The following is a 16,679-nucleotide window of genomic DNA, read 5'->3' as shown; positions in this document are numbered from 1 at the left end:
ACCCGACCGGTCCGCGATAAGGCCACGGTCAGAGCAGGAAATCACTCGCGCCGAGCGTCAAGGCACCGGTCAGGTGGAGCATGAAATCCGCCTTGCCGTCTCCATCGACATCACCGACGACGTAAGTATCTGCTCCGTTGATGACGGAACGCAGTTCGCCAGCATTGTGCGTGAAGGCAGCCGAGCCGAGATAGGTGAAAGCATCGTCTGCGCCGCCGGCAATGGGGTCGATCGCCGACAGATCGATGCGATCGCCCTCCGCCTGGCTGAAATCGGCGATGAGATCGCTGGTGCTGCCGGACACGCCGCCGAAATCGGCGAGCGACAGGAAGGAGAACTTGTCCGCCCCGCTGCCGCCGTACAGCAGATCGCGCGCCAGCCCGCCGATCAGCGTATCCGCGCCGTCCATGCCGTAGAGCTTGTCGCTCCCGTCAAGACCCGAGAGGACGTCCTTGCCGGCCGCGCCGGTCAGGGTGTTGGCGAGGGCATTGCCGGTCCCGGTGAAGGCGAGGGCACCGGTGTAGGTCATGTTCTCGACCTGATCGGCAAGGGTATACGCAGCCGCCCGCGTCAGCACGGTGTCGATCCCGCCCCCGGCCGCCTCCACCACCAGATCTCCCGCTTCGCTGACCACGTAGGTATCGTCGCCAAGCCCGCCGATCAGCGTATCGGCACCCACGAGGCCATCGAGCAGATCGGCACCTTTGCCGCCCTGGATGACATTGGCGAGCGCATTGCCGATCCCCGTGAAGGCACCGGTGCCGGTGTAGGTCAGATTGTCGAGCGCCGAGCTGAGCGTGAAGGACGTGAAGCTGGTGCGCACGGTGTCGATGCCCTGCCCGGCCAGTTCGCGGATGGAGTCCCCGGCATCGTCGACGACATAAGTGTCGTTGCCGAGCCCGCCGATCATTCGGTCTGCCCCGCCCTTGCCGTCGATCCAGTCGTCACCCGTTCCGGCCGAGGTGTCAATCACATTGGCGGCGGCATTGCCCGTGCCGGTGAAGTTGCCGGTACCGGTGAAGAGCAGGCTTTCGAGGCCGGCCGCAAGCACGTAGCTGGCGCTGGTGGCGAGCACGGTATCGACCCCGGCGGTATCGACCACCCGGTCGAGCGCATCATCGACGAGGTAGGTATCGTTGCCCGCGCCGCCGCTCATGTAGTCGACCCCGGTGCCGCCATCGATACGGTCGTTGGTGGCGTTGGTGGAGGAGACCACGATGCGGTTGTTCTCGGCATTGCCAACGATCACGTGGTTCGCCGAGCCGCCCGCGTCGAGGTTTTCGACATTGGCGGCGAGCGCTATGATAGCGGCATCGGTGCGCAGGGTGTCGATGCCCCCGCCCGCCGCTTCGACGATGGTGACACTGCCGGAAGTGCGGCCGATGTCGGTATAGACATCGTTGCCACCGTTACCGATCAGCGTGTCCAGCCCGGCGGTGCCGCCGCTGAGCCGGTCGATCCCGGCACCGCCATTGATGACATTATCGAGCGCGTTGCCGGTGCCGGTGAAGTTGCCGAGGCCGGTATACGTCAGGTTTTCGATGTTGGCGCCGAGGGTGAATGCGCTGAGCGTCGTTTCAACCGTGTCGGTGCCCTGGCCGACCTGTTCGACGATGAGGTCACCGACATTGTCCACGCGATAGGTGTCGTTGCCCTGCCCGCCGGTCATCGTGTCACGGCCGACGGCACCATCGAGCGTATCGTCGCCGGTGCCGCCGATGATCGCGTTGTTGAGAGCGTTGCCGGTTCCTGCGAAGTTGCCGATGCCGGTGAAGGTCAGCTTCTCGACGTTCGCGGCCAGTCCATAGAGGTTGAGCGTCGTACGCACCTCGTCGATGCCGTCGCTGGCATTTTCGAGGACAATATCGCCGGCATCGTCGACATAATACGTGTCGTTGCCGGTGCCCCCGAACATAGTATCTGCGCCAGCGCCGCCATCGAGCGTGTCGTTGCCCGTGCCGCCAACTGACGTAATCAGATTGGCCAAGGCATTGCCGGTGCCGGTGAATGCGCCAATGCCGATGAATACGAGATTTTCGACGTTGTCGGCCAAGGTGAAGCTGCTCAGCATGGTGCCGACGGTGTCGGTGCCCGCGTTCGCATCTTCGACGATGACATCCTCGGCGTCGCCGTCGCCGAGGATGTAGGTATCATCGCCCGCCCCGCCCCTGAGCATATCGGTGCCGCCGTCACCGGCAAGGGTGTCATTTCCGGCGTTGCCATTGATGACATCATCGCCGTCGCCACCGTAAATTGCGTTGGCGTCATTGGAACCGGAGAGCGTGTCAGCAAAGCCGGAGCCGATGATGTTTTCGACGCCGTATAGCTTGTCTCCAGAACCAGTGCCCTGCTGGTTCAGGTCTCCGAGTGCGACTGTGACCCCTGCCGCAGACTTGGCGTAGGAGATGGTATCCCTGCCATCATCGCCGTAGAAGGCGTCAGCCGCTGACCCGCTGACGAAGGTGTCGTCGCCAGCGCCGCCGTGGACTTCTGCCGCAAGACTGTCCGTGATGACCGTGTCTGCCCCTTCTTCTCCAAAGACTGTCACCTGGGCTCCAGAAACAGTCACTTGATCGTCCCCGGCTCCGGCACGGACTTCAAGCGGACCGAATGTCGCGGTAACATTCAGGCTATCCGACGATTGCGTCAGTCTCAAATATGCGAATTTTTCAAAGTTGCTGACCGTGCCGTCGAAAAGCTCAAAAGTGCCGCTTGCAATGAAGAAGTTTGTGTTCAGATCGACCCCCCCGGTTGATCCGCCCAGCGACAAACGCAGAGTATCGGGTCCCGCTCCCCCGTCGGCGTCATCGCCGAGTCCAACGCTGATCTGATCAGCGCCATCGTCACCTTCAACAATGTCCTTTTCAAGATCGACGTCGTCTTGGGCTACCAAGTCAAGAAAATCGCCGGACGCTAGATAATCGTCCGCAACATCCCCCAATATTCGATCAGCCCCTCTGCCACCACTGATATATGAACCACTGCCTGCCGCATGTATGTAGTCGTTCCCGGTCTCTCCGAACGCAATCGATCCATAATAATCAAACTGAAGTTCGATATGATCATGACCCGACCCACCGTAGGTGTAATTTCCGCCATAAATTATGTCATTTCCAGAACCGCCGTAAGCAGTATCCGAAGAACTTGCAGGCATACTGATGATGTCATTGCCATCGTCGCCGTAAACAACAGGTCCGTACTGCGCAATAGTGGCGTCGATGTTGTCATTGCCATCGCCGCCGTAAATCGCCGCTCCCCATCCGGTATAGTAATTGGCGATGATCGTATCGTTACCGCCCATCCCGTACACAGGCCCCCCCGAAGGATATGCAGTGTCGATGGTGGCGATGAAATCGTCGAAATTGCTGCCTTCGAAATAGCCGATATTCTGGATGTTCTCGATGACGCCAGCACCGATCGTTACCGATTGGCCGCTCTGCAGAGGACGAAAATCTGCATGAACGCCCGAGATCGCGCCTTGAAAACTGATGTATAGCCGATTTCCAAAGGCTGAATAGGCCCCTCCATCAACGCTGTCATTATACCCTGCGTATATGTGATCATCACCGGAACCGCCCAAAATGACATCCGCTTCATCTGTCGCATCTAGCGAAGGTACTATAGCTTCAAGAGAGAACGGACCTGCGATCCCAAAATCACGCTGATCCGAAAAGATCAGGTCATCGCCAGCACCACCCGATAACTGGTCCGCCCCGCCGTTCCCGGCAATGAAATCTGTTCCCGGCGTACCCACATAGATGTCGTCGCCGCTGCCGCCGTTGAATTCCGCCACGCTAAATTCCCCTTGATTTAGCACCTCTATCCGCAGCAAAAACGGGCAAGTCAACGCAAGGGCTGTCATATAGTCCTTCCCGTTACAGGATTTTAACAGCACAGTGGTCGAGCATCGCTTGTCGGTCCGCTTGCCTCCTCGCAAAGGGCGAACCCGCGATGCTTGCGCGGATTACACCAAACTGGAACATTGCGAGCCGAATGCCGGGGCCGATTCGACAGACGGGCGGGCGACGTTCGTTGGGGGGCAGACTTGTTGAGGCGAATGGGAGCAGGGACGGCGCGCGGGGCCGGCGGCGACGCGGCGCTGGCAGCGATGGTCGCGCGCTTCCGCTCGGCTCTGGTCATGGTCGGCCTGCTGAGTGCGGTGCTCAACTTCCTCCTGATCGGCGGGTCGCTGTACCTGATGCTGGTCTACGATTCGGTCCTGCCGAGCCGGTCGCTGCCCACGCTTGCGGGCCTGTTCGCGATGGTGACGGCGGTCTATGTGTTCCAGGGGCTGTTCGACCGCATGCGGCAGCACATCCTGTCCGACATCGGGGCGTCGGTTGACCGGCAACTGTCGGCACGGGTCCAGGACCTGATGAGCGCGATGGCGCTGCGCGGTCACCGATCCGGCGATGGTCTGAGCGCGATGCGCGATCTCGACGCGGTGCGCGCGTGGCTTTCATCCGGGGGGCCGGCGGCGCTGATCGATCTGCCGTGGATCATCTTCTTCCTCGCCGCCGTCTGCCTGCTGCACTGGATTCTGGCAGCCGTGGCGCTGGCCGGGGCGGCGATCTCGATCGGCCTCACATTCCTCAACGAACGCGCCACCCGCCAGCCGATGCGCGAGGTGTCGCAGATCCAGTCGGGCCGCAACGGCCTGGCCGAGAGCAACCTGCGCCATGTCGAGGTGCTGGCCGCGCTCGGCATGCGCCGGCGCATGCGCGAACGCTGGGAAGCCGTGAATGCCACGTACCTGGGTGCCAACCGCCGCCTGGCCGAGAGCATTTCCTATTACGGCGGTATCGGCCGCGTGTTCCGCCTGTTCCTGCAAAGCGCCCTCATCACGGTGGGCGCGCTGCTGGTCATGAGCGGGCAGGCCAGCGGCGGCGTCATCTTCGCCTCATCGATCCTGTGCGGCCGCGCGCTGGCACCGGTGGATCAGGTGATCGGCGGCTGGCGCACGTTCAGCGCCGCGCGCGACGGCTGGGCGCGGCTGAACGCGCTCTTCGTGCAAGTGCCCGAGACCGCGCCGGCCGGGGTGGACCTGCCCCTCCCGAACCGGACGCTGGCGGTGGAGCAGATCCACGTCGCGCCGCCCGGCACGCAACGGCTGACCGCGAGCGGGATCGACTTCAAGCTGGCTGCGGGCGATGCCCTCGGGATCATCGGCCCCAGCGCCGCCGGCAAGACCACGGTGGCCCGCGCGCTGGCCGGTGTGTGGAAGCCACTGCGCGGGGCGATCCGGCTTGATGGTGCCACGCTCGAGCAGTGGGACCCGGAACGGCTGGGTACTGCGCTGGGCTATCTGCCGCAGACCGTCGAACTGCTCGAAGGCACGGTGGGTGAGAACATCGCCCGCTTCGATCCGGCGGCATCCTCCGAACAGATCATTGCCGCCGCCCGCGCCGCCGGGATGCACGACATGATCGTCGCCCTGCCCCAGGGCTATGACACCCCGGCCGGCACTGATGGCCAGGCGCTTTCTGCCGGGCAGCGCCAACGCATCGGGCTGGCCAGGGCGCTGTACGGCGATCCGTTCCTGCTGGTGCTCGACGAGCCCAACTCGAACCTCGATGCCGAAGGGGAAGCGGCACTGGAAGGCGCGATCACCGGCACCCGCGCGCGGGGCGGCATCGTCATCATCATCGCCCATCGCCCATCGGCACTCTCGCGCGTCAGCCACGTCCTGTTCCTCCGGGCGGGCAAGCAGGAAGCCTTCGGACCGCGCGACGAGGTTTTGCGCGCCATCACCCGGACTTCGTCGGCACCCGCGCCGATCGACATTCCCCCCTCTCCCGCTGCTGCCCTGGGTTAAGCCACATGCCCCCCCTGCCATTTGCCGTGCCATCGTCCGGGGACCCGGCCGCAGCCGCTGACGATCCCGACCTGCGTGTCGCGCATGGCATCCGCACCGCAAGGCACACCCTGGCGCTCGTGGGCCTCGCCGCCTTCGTGGGGCTGGTGCTCGTGCCGATCGGCGGCGCGGTCGTCGCTTCCGGGCAGGTGGGGGTGGAATCGCGGGTCAAACGGATCGCCCATCCGACAGGCGGGGTGGTCGCCCGCATTCTCGTCGCCAACGGCGATCATGTCGAGCGCGACCAGTCGCTGGTCCAGCTCGACGACAGCGTGTCCGGCGCGGAAAACCTCTACTCCAACCTGACGGTGGCGCAGATGCTGGCGCAGCGGGCGCGGCTCGACGCCGAACGGATGGGCGCGCCGGCGATCACCTTTCCGGCAGAACTTCTGTCCAGCCGCGATCCGGGCGCGCAGGCGGCGATGGCCAGCGAGCGCAGGCTGTTCCTGACGCGCAACGCCGAACTGGCGCAGAGCCACGCCCAGCTCGATGCCCGCGCCTCGCAGTACCAGCGGCAGATCGCCGGTTTCACCGCCCAGATTTCCGCGCTGCGCAAGCAGCAGGCGCTGATCGCCCCGGAGCGCGAGGGCGTGCGCACCCTGTGGGACAAGGGGCTGGTGACGATCAGCCGCCTCAACCAGCTCGAACGCACTTCTGTCGACATCGAGGGGTCGATCGCCTCGCTGCAGGCGCAGATCGCGGAAGCCGAGGCGCGCATCAGCGAGACGCGCGAACAGGCGCTCACTCTGAAGCAGAGCCGCCGCGCCGAGGCCGGAGCCCAATTCGCCAGTCTTTCGAACACGATCAACGATCAGCAGATCAAGCGGGCGGTCGCCGCAGCGGCGGATGACCGCGCGATCGTGCGCGCGCCCTATGCCGGGATCGTCGACAAGCTGGCGCTGACCGCGGTGGGCGACGTGATCCGGCCGGGCGAGCCGTTCATGGAAATCGTTCCCGACCGCGACCGGCTGACGGTTGAGGTGATGATTTCGCCGGCCGACATCGATCAGGTCCACGTCGGCCAGGCCGCGCGGGTCAAGTTCACCGCCTTCAACAGCACCGCAACCCCGGAGCTGGAGGGCCGGCTGACTTATCTGGCACCCGAGCGATCGACCAATCCCGATACCCGGCAGTCGTTCTACGAGGCGCGGATCGCGATCGCGCCGCAGACCCTGCGCCGCCATCCCGAAATGGTGCTCAAGCCCGGCATGCCGGCCGAGGTGTTCATCTCCACCAGCACCCGTTCGATGCTGTCGTACATCACCAAGCCGCTGCGCGACCAGCTTGGCCGGGCGTTTCGGGACAACTGATCCTTGCGCAGCGTGCTTCTCTGGCCGGCGCTTGCGGCTGCCGAATATGTCCTGGGGTCGCCGGCCTGGGCGAAGGGTCCGGCCGATCCGGGCTCCGGCATCGCCGCTGCCGTCGCCGCCAGTCACGAGAGCGGCATCCCGCCGACGCCGCGTCAGTCCACTGCGGCCCCGATGCTGCCCCCCGGCCCCGACGCTGCCCCGAGCGCCCCGGAACCGGTCCGCACGCTGACCCAGGCGATCACGCTTGCCTCCACCGACAACCCGCGGCTGGCCTCCCAGCGGGCCAGCGCCAGCGCGGCAGACCATCGCGTGGCCCAGGCGCGCGCCGCCTATGGCCCGACCCTTGATGTAGAAGGCAGTTACGGTCTCACCAGTGATCGTAACGACACGATCCTCGGCACCCAGTCCCGTCAGAGCGGCTGGGCCAGCAGCGCCGCAGCCGTGCTCACCCAGCCGCTGCTGACCTTCGGCCGGAACCGCGCGGGAGAGGCGGTGGCGCGGGCGCAGAGCGATTACGGTGCCGAGCAACTGCGCTTCGTCGAGAACGAGGTGCTGCTGACCGTCGTCACCGATTACGTCCTGGTGATCCGCGATGCCAATGCCGTGTCCATCGCGCGGCAGAACACGGCCATTCTCGCCAAGCAGCTCGACGACGACGGTGTGCGGTTCTCGGTGCGCGAAATCACCGCCACCGACCTGCAGCAAGTGCAGAACCGCTATGCCGCGGCCCGCGCCGGACTGGCGCAAGCCGAAGGCCAGCTCGGCGCGAGCCAGGCGCAGTTTCTTCGCGATGTCGGTGCCCCGGCCGGGGATCTGGCCCCGCCGGACCTGCTGGAACTGCCGGTTACGACGCTTGATGAAGCCTACACCGCCGCAGACGAGCGCAGCCCGCTGGTCGCCGCCGCGCGTGCGCGCGAACGCATCTCGCGCGGACAGGCCGACCGGCTGCGGGCCGATTGGCTGCCGCAGGTGGACGTGCGCGGCACCGCTGCCGTGGGCACGCTGACCCCCTATACCGATGACCGGCGCACCCGAAGGCTGCAGGCGCAAGTGACCGCGACGATCCCCCTGCTCGATCTGGCGCGAGCCCCGCGCGTGGCCGAGGCGCACGATGCGAACCGGGCGGACTGGCTGCTGATCGACCAGGCGATGCGCGAAAACCGGGCGAGCGTCGCGGTGGCCTGGAACACGCTGGCTTCGGCGCGCACGAGCCTGGGGTGGTACGTCACCGCCGTTGATGCGGCCCGCGCGGCCTATGAGGGGGCACGCATAGAGGAGCGTGCGGGACAGCGCACGACGCTGGATGTGCTCGACCTGGCGCGCGATCTGCTGAACGTCCAGAACGGCTACAACGCGGCGCTGGCGAGCGAATATGTGGCCCGGGCAAACCTGCTGTCGGCGATGGGCCGGCTCGATGCGGCGAGCCTGCTGGGCGGTGCCCCGGCTGGCGACAGACCGGGGCGGGGACTGATCCAGCGCGGCGACGTGCCGCTGGTGACACCGCTCCTGCGCCTGCTGGACTTGCCGGTGCTCTCGGCAGGCGACGATCCGCGCCCGATCACCGATCCCGGCCTTGCCACCAGGGTCGGTGCCGCACTGCCGTTGCCTGCGGATAGGCCGGAACTGCACATTGATCCCACCACCCCGGACAGGCCGCCGCACTGACGGCAACCGCTTGCCGCCCCGCAACCGGCAGGCCCCTTCACCGCCTTGTCCGGCTGCAAGGCCGGTTCGGAAGCCGGGTCAGCGGCACAAGCTAGCCAGCGGCGGCACCGTCACGCCGGTCTTGTCGATCATGAACCGGCACACGTCGATGTTCGCGTCGACATAGGCGCACATCCAGCGGCGATAGGCCAGGCCGTGTTGACCGCCTGCCGCCGCGATCAGGGCGCGGCGTCTGGCGGGGTGCGGGACGTTGGCGGCGAGGATGGCCGGGGTGACATAGCCCATGCGTCCGTTGAGGAACGCTGCCGCCCGGCCTGCGCCCTCATGATGCGCAAGGTAGGCGAGCTTGGCCGCTGCGGCGGGATCGGGCCGGGCCGGCAGCGCCCTCATGCGGACTAGCTGGGCGAGGTTTACCACCGCGAAATCGGCACCTGCCAGGATCGCCACGCGCGGATCGCAGCGCAGGGCCAGCAACGCGCCGTCGTCTGTGATCGCGTGGGCAGCGTTCACGCACCCGGCGGCGCGCGCCTCGGCGTTGAGCAGACCGCCGGCGCGCCGTGCTTCGCTGCGCCAGGTGCGGTCGAGGAACTGGGTCAGCCCGGTGGCGGACGAGGTCGCCGCCTTGCTGCGCGGGTCCCACTGCCCCGTGCCGCGCCGCTTCGCTGCCTCGGCATCGACGATCGTGGCGATGGTCGATGCCGGCAGGCCGGTGCGCTGCGCCGCTTCGACGAGCGCTGGGCGATAGCGTTCGTTGGCCGGTGGCAGCAGCAGGTTGTTCGCCGCCCAGAGGTCTGACGCCGACACCGTTAGAGGCTTGCGCCCCGGCAGCTTGAGCACCAGCCCCGTCCGCACCCGATCGGGATCGGCGATCGCATTGAGCGCGGCCAGCGTCGCGACGGTCGTGCGATGCGCCTCAGCGATGCGGCCAAGATTGTCGCCCGCGCGCACGATATAGTGCCCGTTGTCCATATTCCACCCTCCAGCCTGATGAAGCCGGGCAGCTTACGCAAAAGGCGAAGTGTAGGAAAATCGGCGGCGAGCGGGGCTTTTGGCTACTGCGGCGACGCCAGCGGCGTGGGTGCGCCGGTAGCATCGACTTGCGCCTCGATATCGGCGGCAGTCCGGGCGATGCGCTCCTGCGCGGACTTGTAGCGCTCATCGAATTCGGGCTCGCGCCGGCATCCGGCCAGCGCCAGCAGCAGACCCAGACCGATCGCTGCCGCGCGCATCAATAGTCCTTCTTGATGCGCACGTTGACGCTGTTCACGCCCGAACCGCCGGCCTGGCTGAGCACCGAAAGCCACTTGGTCACGCTGACTTCGAGCTGGGTGGCGGTGAAGCCGCGCGCGTCAGTGATCAGTTCGACGTAGATGTCGTCCGTCAGGTACTGCCCGGCGGCAACAGCGGTGCCGCGCCCGGTGGCCTCGTCCGGCCCGAGGATGCGCAGCCGGTCTATGCCCGATGCCGCCCGCAGCTTGCCCAGCGGGTTGAGCCCGCCGCCGCTGCCGCGCAAAGAATTGAGCGAAGCGGCAAGCTGCACCGCCTGAAGCGGCGTGAGGTTTTCGACCGAACTGCCGAACAGGATGCGCGAGAGCACCTCGTCGTTCGGCATGCTCGGCGAGGAGGTGAAGGTGATCTGCGGATTGCTCGATCGGCCGCCCACGTCCACCGTCACGTCGATATCGTCGATCGTCTCGGTGGCGGTGATCGCCACGGTCGGATCGATCGGCGATTCGCCGGTGAAGCCGATCAGCCCCTTGGTCAGCTCGAATGACTTGCCGGCAAAGCCCAGCGTGCCGCGGATCAGCCGGACCTGGCCACCCATCACCGGCGCGGCGCTGGTGCCGGACAGGTCGAACCGGGCGCTCCACTCGGATTCCAGCCCCATGCCGGAAACATAGAGCTTTTCGGGCGCGCGCAAGTGCAGGTCCAGTCTTACCAGCGAGAAGGCGCTGGCCGCGTTCGGCGCGGTCTCGTCGCCGGTGATGCGCTTGGGGCCCTTGGGTGGCTTGAAGCGCACGCCGGTCAGCCGGGGGACTTGCGCCGCGCCTTCGCGCACGATCGTGTAGCGCGTTTCCGGCAGCGTCAGCTCGCCCGACAGCAGCGCGGGTTGCCCGGCCACCTTGGTCAGCCGGATGGTCCCGCTGGCGCTGGCCGAGAGCGAGTTGCTGCGCGCCAGCCGCGCGTCGTCGAGCGTGGCGCTAAGGTCCATCGGATAGCCGGCATCGGCGGCGAGGCTGACCGTACCCTTGGCGGTAATCGTTCCGCTGCCCGCCCTGGCGTTCAGCGATTGCAGTTCAAAGCGGTTGCCGGTGAAGGTGCCCGCCAGGTCCATCGCCGTCAGCTTGGTGCCATACGTCACATTTTCGTAAGTCAGCCCGGAACCCTTGACGAGGCCGTTGAGGCAGGGATCGGATACCCGGCACGAGAAGTCCGCCGCCAGCCCGATCGGCCCGCTCAGCCGCTGGTCGGCCTGACCGGCGAAGGAGAACAGGGTATCGGCCGGGCCGTTATAGCGGATGCCGCCGCCCAGCGGGGCCTGCATCAGCCGTTCCATCCAAGGACCGGAACCGGGCGGCAGCGGCCGCAGGCTGGCGACCATGCGGCCGATTACCGACCCGCCCCGGCGCATCACCGCCCGCGCCTCGCCGCCGTCCGGCAGCAGCTTGCCGACTAAGTTGACATCGACCCCCTGGCTGACGGTGGCAGCAGTGGTGCGGGTGAAGTTGTTCAGCGTCAGCCGGGCATCCGCGCGCGGGAAAGCGCCGGGCGATGCCTGCTCGAAATCGAGGCTGCCGCTGGCCCGCCCGCCAACGCCGTAACCGGGCAGGAAAGCGTTCACCAGCGCCAGGTCCACGCCTTCGAGGCGGCTCTGCACCTTGATACCGGGGCCATAGCGGCCGGCCACTTGCGCGGTACCGCCGCCGATCTCGATCGCGGTGGGCAGCAATTCGTAACCGCCCTTGCCGGGAATGATCCGCGCCGGCGATCTGGTCTTCAGATCAAGCCCGCGCGCCTTGCCGTCCAGCGCCACGGTCCACAGGCTGGGCTCCATCCGGGCATTGAGCGCAACCCGGAACGGCACCCCGCTCACGCCTTCGATCAGGCCCTTGGCCGCGCCCCGGCCATCCTGATACTGCACCAGCACGCGTGCCGCGGCGAGGTTGAGCGAACCGTAAGTGGTGCCCGCAAGCTGCGCATCTGCGATGACCTTGGGCTTGTCATACAGCACGGCCCGGCCATCGACGATCGCCGATCCGATCGACAGGTTGGCCGCGCCGGGGAAGATCGCGTTCTGCGCGCGCAGGTTGAAATCTATGGCCTGGTATCGTCCTTCGGCCGCCAGCCGCAGCAGGCCGTTCACGCCGTTGCCGTTCGCGGTCAGCGTGCCGGCAAACGGGCCGCTACCGGTTTGCACCAGACCGCCGGCAAAATCGACGCCGGACAGGTTTGCGCTGTTGATCGTCACCGCCATCGCCGTGCCCATGCCCAGCGTCACGTCCGCCTTGAGAGGTCCATAATCGGTGTCGCCGGTCAGGTCGAAACGGTATCCGCCGCGCGCGCCGGTGACCCTGGCATCCAGATTGGCAAGGCCGATGCCGAAGCCGGGACGCTCGGCCAGAACATGGGCGTTCGGGTTGGCAATCGTGCCGGTCACCCGCACCGCAAGGTTGCCGTAGCGGCGCGATGTGCCCTTGGCATTGAAAGCGATCGCCCCGCTGGGGGACCAGCTACCCTGCCCGCCGCGCACCTTCAGATCGGGCGCGTTGAGATCGAGCCCGGCGAAATGGACCACCCCGTCAGAGCCGTAGCGCACATTGCTCGACACCGCGAAGTTGCCGCCCAGATAGCTTTCCACGCTGGGGTTCAGCAGTTTGGTCGAATGGGCCATGACCTTGCCGGTCAGGGCATAGCCGCTCGGCTCCGCCTTGAGATCCATGTTGGTGCGGATGTTGAAGATGCCCACGCTGGCAAGCCGGTAATTGTCGATCCGGCCATCGACCGCGCCGGTATAGAAGCCCTTGGAAACATCGGCGGCCAGCACCAGGCCGGCATCGATGCGGTCCGAAGCCAGTCGCATGTTGTCGGACAGCACCCGGGTGCCCGAGATCGCCAGATCGCCGTTGAGCCGGACATTGGCGAGCGTCCCGCCGGCCACCGTGTCGAGGCCCGTGATGCGCCGCACCCGCGCTGAAACCGGGATCAGGATGCGATCGGCATCGACGCGCGCCGCGCCGCTGGCGGTCAATCCCTCCAGCCCCATGTCGTTCATCACCACCCGGTTCGCCGCCAGCGAATAGGCGACGGCAGGCGTGCGGAATTCACCGTCGAGCGTCAGCACGGCGTGCATGCCGGCACCGCTCAGCTTGGGCGCGATCGCCGAAGGCCGGATCAGGTCAAAGGTCAGCTTGAGACCATCGAAGCGGTTCGCCGAAAGGTCGACGGTGCCGTCGGGCACCAGCACGAAGGCATCGCTGGCCAGCCGCCCGGACAGCTTTGCCCGTCGTTTTTCAAAAGCTGCGGTCAGGTCGAAATCGGTGACCGGGCCCAGCAGTTGCGCCGTCGGCCCAGTAAACAGCCGCGCGAAGCGGGTCGGGCCCTGAAGGTGGAACGTGCCGTTCTGCGCGGTCAGGCCCAGCCGGGTCATCTCGCCCGCGCCGTAGTTGGCATCGATCCGCCCCTGCCATGCCGCCCAGGTGCCCTTGCCGCCGGCCTTGAGCCGCAACGGCTGTTGCAATCCGCCCAGCGCCGCGATCAGACCGCCGGTCGGCGCGCTGAGATCGAGATCGAGGTCGAGCCGGTTCTGCTCGGGCACGGCATCCAGCTTCGCAATGAAGCGGTCGCCGCCTTCCTTGCCGGCAATGGCGATCGTGCCGCCGCGCGCGAAGATCTGCGCGCGGCCGTCGGCGATGTGTGCCTTGGCATCGATCGTGGCGATGCGCCGCACGCCCGCCACCGCCGGCTCGAACACGAAGCGATCGACCTTGAGCCGGCCGATGTCGATATCGAGGTCCGGCAACAGCGGAGCATCGCTGGGCGGGGTCTCGACCAGTTCGGGGCTGCGGCGTAAGATGATGCGCTGCGCGGTGGCGGAGCGGACATCGACATGCTTGTCGAGATAAGCGAACGGTCGCCAATCCACATGCACTTCGGGGGAGAACAGGAATTCGCCCTTGGTGTCGCGCACCGAAAGATCCTGCAGCACCATCTTGCCATAGAGCGAACCCTCGATCCGGCCGACGGTGATGCGCATGCCGTTGGCAAATTTCAGCGCGCCGATCTGGTCGGTCACGAAGCGGTGCCCGGGTCCGGTATCGATGCCGAAGATCACCGCAACGACCAGCGCCGCCAGCCCGATCACTCCGGCGACCACGGTCTTGGCGATCCGCAGGCGCGAGCGTTGCCACAGGCTGCGGCGCTCGATCACCACGGTTTCGCCGGTGTTCTCTCCAACCACGGCATCGCCGGGCGCGGTATCGTTGGGCTCATCCATCAGAAAGCCTGCCCGATGGAGACATAGACGTTGATCCGCGATTCACCCGGCCGACGGGCCAGCGGAGTCGCCACATCGAGCCGGACCGGACCGAAGTTGGTATAGAAACGCCCGCCGATCCCCACGCCGTAGCGCAAGTCCGAAAACTGCGGCGTCGTCTCACGATAGGCCTGGCCGGCATCGACGAAGGCGACCACGCCGTAATTGCCGAAGCGATAACGCACCTCGGCCGATCCTTCGTTCAGGCTGCGTCCACCCAGCGGATCGCCATCGCCCGCCTGCTCGCCCAGCTTCTGATAGGCAAAGCCGCGCACCGAGCCGCCGCCGCCGGCGTAGAGCCGCCGCGACGGCGCGATCTCGAACAGTCCTGCCCCCTGAATGGTGCCGAAGCGCAGCCGCCCGGCAAGGACGATCCCGTCCGTCACCGAATAATAGGCCGAGCCGTCGATACGGGCACGGACGTAGGGATTGAAGCCGCCCTTCACTGTCGCTTCCGGCTGGATCAGGGTGGTCAGGCGGAAGCCCTCGGTGGGGTCCAGCAGGCTGTCGGTATGGTCCAGCCCGACCTGCCCGTTGAGCCCGGCGACGTAGAACAGCTTGCGATCGCGCGTCTGGGTGGCGGAGTTATAGTCGGTCTCACCGGTAATCAGCGCTTCGACACCGTAGGCATAAGTCCAGCGCTTTTGCCAGATCGGCGTGGAATCGCGGCTGATGCGCGCGGCGATGCGCCCGGTATAGGCGCTGTAGGCGTCGTAGTCGTTATGATAAGCCTCGGCCGTCAACTCAAAGGTGCGATCGCGCTTGCCCGCGTTCGAACGGCGGAAGGTGGCACCCACGTTCTGCTGGCGCGTCCCGGCCAGCCCGGTCAGGATCAATGCACCTTCGGGCGGGAACAGGTTGCGGTGAGTCCAGGTCGCCTGCGCCGAAAGCCCCTCACCCGCCGCATAGCCCAGCGAGCCGGCAATCGTGCGCGGTTTGCCGGCCATCTGGTGGACGGAAAGGTCGACGAATTCGGTCCCCTCGCCCGCATCCTGCCCGGTGCGGCTGGGTTGCACCGTCACGGTATTGAACAGGTTGGTCGCCACCAGCGCCTTGCGCAGATCATCGACCTTGCGGCTATCGTAGAGTTCGCCGCGCTTGAAACGGGCCAGCACCGCGATGTGATCGGCCGCGAACGCCTGCCGCCCGTCGGTCACGAAACCGCCGAACTTGCCGCGCGGGCCGACCTCGACCGGCAGCGTATAGACGCCATCGCCGGTATCCTGATCGAGCAGGATATCGCGATCGCCGACCTTGGCGAAGGCATAGCCGTTTTCGGGCAGCGCCACCGCCACGCGCGCCTCGGCCCCCTGCACCCGATCGGCGACGATCGGCTCGCCAACCTTGAGCGCCAGGTTGCTGCGAATGAGATCGACCGGCACCGTCGGGGCGGCCTGCACCACGATGTCGGACAGCACATAGCGCTTGCCCGGATTGACCGCGATCACGGCGCTGAGCGGCTGCCCGTCCGGCGCTTCGGAACGATCGATGCGGGTCTTTATCAGCGGCGAGTACCAGCCCTGCGACGCCAGCACGGTTTCCATCAACTGGCTGTCTTCGGTCAGCCGCGCCGAAACCATCGCGATATTGGCAGCCTTGCCCTTGCCCTTGTGAAGCGCCGACAGGCCCTTGAACTCGCTTGCGAGGTCGGCACCGGTATCCTTGTCGGCCTTGTCCAGGCCTTCGAGCTTGGTGGTATAGGCAACCTCGACGTCGTCGTCATCGGCGTCGTCACCGGCGATCTTGACCGGTGTCACCTGGAACTGATCGATCGGCGGCAACGGCGCGGTCAGTTCGGCATCGCGCACCGGCGCATCGCCGATTTCCTCGGTCGTATCATGATCGGCCAGCGCCGGATCGCCGAGCGGCGCTTCCTGGCCCTGCGTCGGCTTGGCCCCGGCCTGCTCACCCGCAAGCCGCGCTTCGAACGCCTCGATCGATTCGAGCGGCTTGTTCAGTTCGGCATCGTCAGTGGTGTCGAGCGCCGGGACGGCGGAATTGAACTCGCTGTCCGGGATGATCGGATCGATGGCCGGCAGCGGCGGCTGAGCGGGCGGCGGCGGGACCGGGACGGAGCCCGCCTTCAGGTCATCCGTCACCGGTTGCGCGGCGGTGCCGTTCACATGTTCCTGCGGGGAAGCGGAGGATTGCGCGCGCACCGGAGCGGCAAGCGACAGCGCTGCCAGCACCACCGCCAGACCGGTGAAGCTGCGGCCGCGCGGCCCAAAATAGTCGGCAGACCGGGAACCGGCTCGCTCTTGGTCGATTTGCCTCATCATGGTCTGCGCTACGAATCACCCCCTGGGACAGCCGGCGT

8 protein-coding genes are annotated in these 16,679 nt (G+C 66.4%); 3 read left to right on the top strand and 5 right to left on the bottom strand.

The window, feature by feature from the left end; genetic code table 11:
* Window positions 1-28: 28 nt before the first annotated feature.
* Complete coding sequence (locus IE122_RS07780; RefSeq protein WP_189620600.1) at window positions 29-3,862, bottom strand: beta strand repeat-containing protein; 3,834 nt, start codon at window positions 3,860-3,862, stop codon at window positions 29-31.
* Between the two features lie 195 nt (window positions 3,863-4,057).
* Between IE122_RS07780 and IE122_RS07775 the strand changes: the two genes are divergently transcribed.
* The 3 genes from IE122_RS07775 to IE122_RS07765 are packed head-to-tail and all read left to right on the top strand — an operon-like array spanning window position 4,058 to window position 8,829.
* Window positions 4,058-5,815: a type I secretion system permease/ATPase gene (locus IE122_RS07775; protein WP_189620599.1), complete on the top strand. Its 1,758-nt coding sequence runs from the start codon at window positions 4,058-4,060 to the stop codon at window positions 5,813-5,815.
* 5 nt (window positions 5,816-5,820) lie between these two features.
* Window positions 5,821-7,164, top strand: a complete 1,344-nt coding sequence (locus tag IE122_RS07770) for an HlyD family type I secretion periplasmic adaptor subunit (protein WP_189620598.1) — start codon at window positions 5,821-5,823, stop codon at window positions 7,162-7,164.
* 12 nt (window positions 7,165-7,176) lie between these two features.
* Entirely contained in the window at window positions 7,177-8,829 is a 1,653-nt protein-coding gene (locus IE122_RS07765; RefSeq protein WP_189620597.1) for a TolC family protein, read from the top strand.
* 78 nt (window positions 8,830-8,907) lie between these two features.
* Here the strand turns inward: IE122_RS07765 and IE122_RS07760 are convergent, their stop codons facing one another.
* The 4 genes from IE122_RS07760 to IE122_RS07745 all read right to left on the bottom strand — a co-directional run bounded on the left by IE122_RS07760 (window position 8,908) and on the right by IE122_RS07745 (window position 16,641).
* On the bottom strand, window positions 8,908-9,798 hold the full coding sequence (locus tag IE122_RS07760; protein WP_189620596.1) for a LysM peptidoglycan-binding domain-containing protein: 891 nt from the start codon (window positions 9,796-9,798) through the stop codon (window positions 8,908-8,910).
* Window positions 9,799-9,881: 83 nt separating this feature from the next.
* Window positions 9,882-10,058: a hypothetical protein gene (locus IE122_RS07755; protein ID WP_189620595.1), complete on the bottom strand. Its 177-nt coding sequence runs from the start codon at window positions 10,056-10,058 to the stop codon at window positions 9,882-9,884.
* Complete coding sequence (locus tag IE122_RS07750; protein ID WP_189620594.1) at window positions 10,058-14,323, bottom strand: translocation/assembly module TamB domain-containing protein; 4,266 nt, start codon at window positions 14,321-14,323, stop codon at window positions 10,058-10,060. The genes IE122_RS07755 and IE122_RS07750 overlap by 1 nt, the downstream gene beginning before the upstream one ends.
* Complete coding sequence (locus IE122_RS07745) at window positions 14,323-16,641, bottom strand: autotransporter assembly complex protein TamA (protein WP_229813892.1); 2,319 nt, start codon at window positions 16,639-16,641, stop codon at window positions 14,323-14,325. The genes IE122_RS07750 and IE122_RS07745 overlap by 1 nt, the downstream gene beginning before the upstream one ends.
* Window positions 16,642-16,679 lie beyond the last annotated feature (38 nt).

Source organism: Novosphingobium colocasiae (assembly GCF_014652555.1).
In the GTDB taxonomy this organism is placed as follows: domain Bacteria; phylum Pseudomonadota; class Alphaproteobacteria; order Sphingomonadales; family Sphingomonadaceae; genus Novosphingobium; species Novosphingobium colocasiae.
This window is presented reverse-complemented; position numbering and strand designations above follow the sequence as displayed.